The organism is Actinotalea ferrariae, assembly GCF_019733465.1.
Lineage (GTDB): Bacteria > Actinomycetota > Actinomycetes > Actinomycetales > Cellulomonadaceae > Actinotalea > Actinotalea ferrariae_A.
Genome location: NZ_JACVQL010000328.1, coordinates 1 through 6362 on the forward strand (window position 1 = coordinate 1; position 6362 = coordinate 6362).

At 75.6% G+C, this 6362-nt stretch carries 8 protein-coding genes and 1 pseudogene; 4 read left to right on the top strand and 5 right to left on the bottom strand.

What is annotated here, in order from left to right; all coding sequences use genetic code 11:
* Nucleotides 1-513, top strand: a 513-nt coding sequence (locus tag ICW40_RS19065; protein WP_221655568.1) for a DUF3043 domain-containing protein, incomplete at its 5' end; no start/stop codon positions are given.
* Nucleotides 514-603: 90 nt separating this feature from the next.
* On the top strand, nt 604-1614 hold the full coding sequence (locus ICW40_RS19070) for an aldo/keto reductase family protein (protein WP_221655569.1): 1011 nt from the start codon (nt 604-606) through the stop codon (nt 1612-1614).
* 25 nt (nt 1615-1639) lie between these two features.
* Here the strand turns inward: ICW40_RS19070 and yczE are convergent, their stop codons facing one another.
* Nucleotides 1640-2269, bottom strand: coding sequence for a membrane protein YczE (gene yczE / locus ICW40_RS19075; protein WP_221655570.1), 630 nt, complete (start codon nt 2267-2269; stop codon nt 1640-1642).
* Nucleotides 2270-2372: 103 nt separating this feature from the next.
* On the opposite strand from yczE, the gene yczR reads away from it, so the two are divergent.
* Nucleotides 2373-3860, top strand: coding sequence for a MocR-like transcription factor YczR (gene yczR / locus ICW40_RS19080; RefSeq protein ID WP_221655571.1), 1488 nt, complete (start codon nt 2373-2375; stop codon nt 3858-3860).
* A 41-nt stretch (nt 3861-3901) separates the two neighbouring features.
* Here the strand turns inward: yczR and ICW40_RS19085 are convergent, their stop codons facing one another.
* Genes ICW40_RS19085 through ICW40_RS19100 form a run of 4 tightly spaced genes read right to left on the bottom strand, consistent with a single transcriptional unit; the run spans nt 3902 to nt 5959 of the window.
* Nucleotides 3902-4111 (bottom strand): hypothetical protein, encoded by a 210-nt coding sequence (locus ICW40_RS19085; protein WP_221655572.1) that lies wholly within the window; start codon nt 4109-4111, stop codon nt 3902-3904.
* The gene (locus tag ICW40_RS19090; protein WP_221655573.1) at nt 4108-5139 is read right to left on the bottom strand and encodes a quinone-dependent dihydroorotate dehydrogenase; all 1032 of its coding nucleotides are present in this window, start codon (nt 5137-5139) and stop codon (nt 4108-4110) included. The genes ICW40_RS19085 and ICW40_RS19090 overlap by 4 nt, the downstream gene beginning before the upstream one ends.
* Before the next feature lie 5 nt (nt 5140-5144).
* Nucleotides 5145-5603: a hypothetical protein gene (locus ICW40_RS19095; RefSeq protein WP_221655574.1), complete on the bottom strand. Its 459-nt coding sequence runs from the start codon at nt 5601-5603 to the stop codon at nt 5145-5147.
* Entirely contained in the window at nt 5600-5959 is a 360-nt protein-coding gene (locus tag ICW40_RS19100) for a hypothetical protein (RefSeq protein ID WP_221655575.1), read from the bottom strand. The genes ICW40_RS19095 and ICW40_RS19100 overlap by 4 nt, the downstream gene beginning before the upstream one ends.
* A gap of 109 nt (nt 5960-6068) precedes the next feature.
* Between ICW40_RS19100 and ICW40_RS21680 the strand changes: the two are divergent.
* Nucleotides 6069-6362 (top strand): annotated as a pseudogene (locus tag ICW40_RS21680) (M17 family peptidase N-terminal domain-containing protein); the annotation flags it as partial.

The following is a 6362-nucleotide window of genomic DNA, read 5'->3' on the forward strand; positions in this document are numbered from 1 at the left end:
GCCAAGGGCCGGCCGACGCCGCGCCGGCGCGAGGCCGAGGCGGCGCGCCGCAAGCCGCTCGTGCCGGTCGACCGCAAGGCCGCGGCCCGTGCCGCGCGCGAGCAGGCGAAGGCCGACCGCGTGCGCGAGCAGGTGGCGATGCAGACGGGCGACGACCGGTTCCTCCCGCCGCGGGACAAGGGCCCCGTCCGTCGCTTCGTGCGCGACCAGGTGGACGCGCGTCGCAACCTCGGCGAGCTGTTCCTGCCGGCGTCGATCGTCGTCGTGCTCGCGCTCATGCTGACCGGTCAGAGCCAGGTCGCGGGCCTCGTCGTGATCGCCGTGCTCTACCTCTTCATCGGCGCGACGATCGTCGACGCCGTGCTGCTCAGCCGCACGCTCAAGCGCCGCATGACCGAGAAGTTCGGCGAGGTCCAGCGCGGCGCGGTGATGTACGGCGTGCTGCGTGCCTTCCAGATGCGCCGCACGCGTCTGCCGAAGCCGCAGGTCGCGCGCGGCGAGTTCCCCGTCTGACACCCCCGCCCGACGCCGCCGTGCGGCACGAGCGGTCGACGCTCGACGCTCGACGCGTCGAACCGATTCGACCGCGGTTAGGCTCGGCGCATGGAACATCGCTACCTCGGCAACTCCGGCCTGAAGATCTCCGAGATCGCCTACGGCAACTGGCTCACCCACGGCTCGCAGGTCGAGAAGGACGCCGCCGTCGCGTGCGTCCACGCGGCGCTCGACGCGGGCATCACGACGTTCGACACCGCCGACGTCTACGCCAACGGCAAGGCCGAGAGCGTCCTCGGCAAGGCGCTCAAGGGGCAGCGCCGTGAGTCCCTCGAGATCCTCACGAAGGTCTACTGGCCGACCGGTCCGAAGGGGCCGAACGACGTGGGCCTCTCGCGCAAGCACATCCGGGAGTCGATCGACGCGTCGCTCGAGCGGCTGCGGACCGACTACGTCGACCTCTACCAGGCGCACCGCTTCGACACCGAGACGCCGCTCGAGGAGACGATGCAGGCGTTCGCCGACGTCGTCCGCCAGGGCAAGGCCCTCTACATCGGCGTGAGCGAGTGGACGGCCGGCCAGATCCGCGCCGGCCACGCCCTCGCGACCGAGCTCGGCGTGCAGCTCATCTCGAGCCAGCCCCAGTACTCGATGCTGTGGCGGGTCATCGAGGAGGAGGTCGTGCCGGCGTCGCGCGAGCTCGGGGTCTCGCAGATCGTCTGGTCCCCCATCGCCCAGGGCGTGCTCACGGGCAAGTACAAGCCGGGCCAGGAGCTCCCCGCGGGGTCGCGTGCCACGGACGAGAAGGGCGGCGCGAAGATGATCGGCCGCTTCATGAACGACGAGGTCCTCGGCGCCGTCCAGGGCCTCGCGCCCGTCGCCGAGGAGCTCGGCCTCAGCATGGCGCAGCTCGCGGTGGCCTGGGTGCTCCAGAACGACAACGTCGCCGCGGCGATCATCGGCGCGTCCCGGCCCGAGCAGGTCGGCGAGAACGTCAAGGCGTCCGGGGTCACGATCCCGGCCGAGCTGCTCGCGCGCGTGGACGAGGTGCTCGGCGACGTCGTCGTGCGCGACCCGGCGAAGACCGCCGAGAACGCACCCGCGAGCCGCCCCGTCTGAGCCGCGCTCCTACGCCCGCCTCGCGTCAGGCGCCGGCGGCCTCCGGGACGGAGGCCGCCGGCGCCTGCAGCGGGACGGTGAAGCGCGGCAGGAGCCAGTGCACGAGCGGCCCGATCGCGAGCGCGTAGCCGAGCGTGCCGAGGCCCACGGTGCCGCCCAGGAGCCACCCGGCGGCGACGACGACGACCTCGATGCCCGAGCGGACCAGGCGGACCGACCAGCCCGTGCGGGCCACGAGCCCGGTCATGAGCCCGTCGCGCGGCCCCGGCCCGAGGCGGGTGCCGATGTAGCACGCGGTGGCGAGCCCGTTGAGCACGATCCCGCCCACCGTCATCGCGATCGCGGCCCACAGCGGCAGCGGGTCCGTCAGCAGCCCGAGCAGGGCGAGGAACGGGTCGACGAGGACGCCGATGACCAGGACGTTCGCGACCGTGCCGACGCCCGGCCGCTGGCGGAGCGGGATCCAGCACAGGAGCACGGCGACGCTCACGACGACCGTCACCGTGCCGAACGTCCACCCGAGCCGCTCGGAGAGCCCCTCGCTCAGCACGTCCCACGGCATGTTGCCGAGGCCGGCGCGGACGAGCAGCGAGATCGAGGCGGCGTAGAGGACGAGGCCGACGAGGAGCTGCAGGGCGCGACGCACGTCGCTCACGGTACGTCCTGACGGGGCCGAGGTTTCCTGGAGAAGTGCCACAGCACGACTGTGACGCTCATCTGGCCTGGTTCTCCATAGCCACTTCTGACAGAGTGGCACCATGCCGCCCGACCACCCGCGCGCCGTCGAGCGCCGCGTCAGCGCGGCGGCCCTGCAACGGACGCTCGGGGCGATGCCCGCGGGCGGCACCGCCTACCTCGCCCTCGCCGACGGCCTGCGCCGCGCGGTGCTCGACGGCTCCCTGCCGCTCGCCACCCGGCTGCCCAGCGAGCGTGAGCTCGCCGAGGCTCTCGGGGTCTCCCGCACGACGACCGCGGCGGCCTACCAGCGGCTCCGGGAGCAGGGGTTCCTCACGACCCGCCGCGGCTCCGGCAGCGTCACGACCCTCCCCTCCGAGCCGGGCCGCGCGGGCCGTGCCCGTGACGGGCTGCCGCTGACCGGGACCGACGACGGCGCGACCGTCGACCTGGCCGTCGCCGCGCCCACGGCACCGCCGCAGCTCGCCGAGGCGGCCGCGCGGGCGCTCGAGGCGCTCCCCCGCCTCCTCGCGACGACCGGCTACTCGCACCAGGGCCTGCCGGGCCTGCGCGCGCAGGTCGCGGCACGCTACGCCGCGCGCGGCACGCCCACCGCGCCGGACGAGGTGCTCGTCACGACCGGCGCGCAGCAGGCGATCACCCTCGTCATCAGCATGGTCGTCGGCCCGGGTGACCGCGTCGTCGTCGAGCAGCCGACGTACCCCAACGTCCTCGCCGCGATCCGCGCGGCGGGCGGCCGTCCGGTGCCAGTCCCGGTCGGGCCGCACGGCCTGGACCTGGACCTGCTCGAGTCGACGGTGCGGCAGGTGGCGCCGCGGCTCGTCCACCTCACCCCCGACCACCACAACCCGACGGGTCAGAGCCTCGACGACGAGGGTCGCGCGCGGGTGCGCGAGCTCGCCGCGCGGCACCGCACGCTCGTCATGGCCGACGAGACGCTCACCGACCTCGTCCTCGACGGCCCGCCTCCGTCGAGCATCACCGGCGACGCGACGCGCAGCGGCCTGGTTGCCGTCGGCTCGGCCTCCAAGTCCTTCTGGGGCGGGCTGCGGGTCGGCTGGGTCCGCGGGCACCGCGACGTCGTCGGGCGCCTCGCCACGCGGCGCGCGCACCACGACATGAGCACGGCCGTGCTCGAGCAGCTCGTGGTCGAGGAGCTCCTCGCCCGGGCTGACGAGGTGCTCGACGTGCGCCGGGCACAGCTGCGTGTCCAGCGCGACACGCTCCTGGCAGCGGTCGCGCGCCACCTCCCGTGGCAGGTCCCGGTTCCGGCGGGCGGGCTGTCGACGTGGGTCGACCTGGGAGCGCCGGTCTCGTCCGCGCTCGCCGCGGTGGCCGTCCGGCACGGCGTGCGCGTGGCCCCCGGGCCGCTGTTCGGCGCGGACGGCTCGTTCGAGGACCGCCTCCGGCTGCCGTTCAGCCTGCCGGCGGAGGACCTCGAGCGGGGCGTCCTGGGCCTCGCGGCGGCGTGGCGATCGCTCGGCATGGGCCGCGACGCGCGCGTCGCGGCGCCGAGCACGGTCTCGAGCGCGGCGTCCCCCGTCGTCTGACGAGCCGACCGCGCACGCGCTCCCCGGGCTGCGGCCGGCGGTCAGCCCGCGCGCAGCGGCAGCGCGGCGGCCGCCGGCGCGCCCTGCTGGAGCAGCTGCGCGGCCGCGACGCCCTGCGTCGCGAGGTGGCGCCAGTGCTCGCCGAGCCACGCCTCGGCGTCGAACCGGTTCGTGAAGGCGGGGCTCAACGGGCGGTCGAGCTCGGCGTCCTGGACGTCGAGGAACAGCCACTCCCACTGCACACGCGTCATCGCGACCTCCCCGCCATGGCCCACCGTCCCGCGAGCGCCCGGTTGACGCGCGCGGCCCAGAACGGTCCCTCGTAGACGAAGCCGGTGTACCCCTGCACGAGGTCGGCGCCGGCCTCCCGGTACGCGAGCGCGTCGTCGGGCGTGGTCACGCCGCCGACGCCGATGACGACGGCGTCCGCGGGCAGCCGCTCGCGCAGCCGGCGGACCACCGCGAGGCCGCGCCCGAGCAGCGGCGGCCCGGACAGGCCGCCCTCGCCCAGGTCGTGCGCGATGGTCGTGTTGACCGCGACGACGCCCGCCAGGCCCAGCTCGGCGGCGAGGTCCGCGACCGCGTCGACGTCGTCGTCCGAGAGGTCCGGGGCGATCTTGACCAGCAGCGGCGGCGCCGCGCCGACCTCGGCCGACGCCGCCTGCACGGCCGCGAGCACCGGCCGCAGCTGATCGACCGCCTGGAGCGAGCGCAGCCCCGGCGTGTTGGGCGACGAGACGTTGACCACGAGGTAGTCGGCGAGCGGCGCGAGCAGGCGGGCGCTGGTCGCGTAGTCGCCGATCGCGTCCTCGACGGGCGTCACCTTGCTCTTGCCGATGTTGACGCCCACGACGACGCCGCGGGACCAGGCGGCCGCGCGCACGCGGCGCAGGCGGGCGGCGACGGCGACGGCGCCCTGGTTGTTGAAGCCCATCCGGTTGCGGACGGCGCGCTGCTCGACGTGACGCCACAGGCGCGGCCGGTCGTTGCCGGGCTGGGGGTGCGCCGTGACCGTGCCGACCTCGACGAAGCCGAAGCCGAGCATCGCGAGCCCGCGGATCCCGCGTGCGTCCTTGTCGAAGCCCGCGGCCAGACCGAACGGCGCCGGGACCTCGAGGCCCATGACGGCGAGCGGCGGTCCCGCCGGCCGGGTGCGCCGGGCGACGAGCTCGCGCAGGCCCGGCACGGCCGCCACGAGACGGACCACGCGGAAGCCCACGTGGTGGGCGCGCTCGGGATCGATCCGCCGGAACACCTGGTCGAAGAGGAGCCGGTACACGGCGCTCAACCTAGCGGGGTGCGCCAGGCGTCCGGCGTCCGGCCACGCGTCCGGGCCAGCCAGACGAGGCCCAGCAGCGGGAGCACGAGCGGCACGTAGCCGTAGCCGGCGCCGAAGCCGGACCACACGGTGTCGTCGGGGAACAGGTCGGGCGCGGCGACCGAGAGCGCGCCGACGGCGAGCACGCCCACCGCCTCGAAGCCCACCGCGGCCCAGGCCGCGGTCCTGCGGCCGCGCGCGAGCGCGACGGTCGCGACCACGTAGACGACGGCGGCCACCGCGGAGAGCAGGTAGGCGACCGGCGCCGCCTCGAGGTCGCGCGTGATCTGGACCGCTGACCGGGCCGTCGCCGCGAGCGCGAGGACGGCGTAGACGGCGACGAGCACCCGCCCGGGTCCGGTCGCCGTGCTGGTGCCCGGCGAGGCGATGTCCGCCGTGGGCTCGGACCCCTCGGGGCTCGTCATGCGCCGGTCCAGACCTGGACGCAGCGGTACGCGAGGAAGGCGACCGTGAGGGACGCGACGACGAGGACGACCGAGCTCCAGCGGGTCCGCTCGGCGAACGCCCACACGGCCGCGACCGGCAGCACGAACAGGGTCGTGACGAGGTACCCCCAGAAGGTCGCCGCGTCGGCGGGTCCGTCACCGGTCGCGCTGCGGACGGCCGCGATCACCACCTGCACGAGGAGGAGCGCCTCGACGACGCCCCCCGCGAGGAGCTGCCGCAGGATCACCGGGCGGTCGCGCACGGCACGCCACCCGGCCCATGCCGCGACGGCCACGGACAGCGCCGCGACGAGGACGGCCAGGGGGGACCACACGGCGACGAGGATACGGGCCGTCCGACCGGGACCCCTCCACAGCCGTGCGGCGCACCGGCCACCACCGCCCACGGACCGCCGTCCCCGTGGTCACGGATAGCATCGACGGGTGCCCTCGGTGAACCTCACGCTCAAGGACCCTGCCCGTCTCGACGTCGACGTCCTCGCCGTCGCCGTCGCCCGCCGCCCCGGCGCCACGCCGGACGCACCGGCGACGGTCGCCCTGCTCGAGCCCGACGCCCTGCCGGCCGCGCTCGCCGCGCGGCTCGCGACGCAGGCCGCCGCGCTGGGCGTCACGGGCGACGCGGACACCGTGCACCGCGTCCCGTCGGGCGGCGACGTCGCGGCGCCCGTCCTCGCCCTCGTCGGCGTCGGCGAGCTCGCGGCCGGGGCGGCACCGACG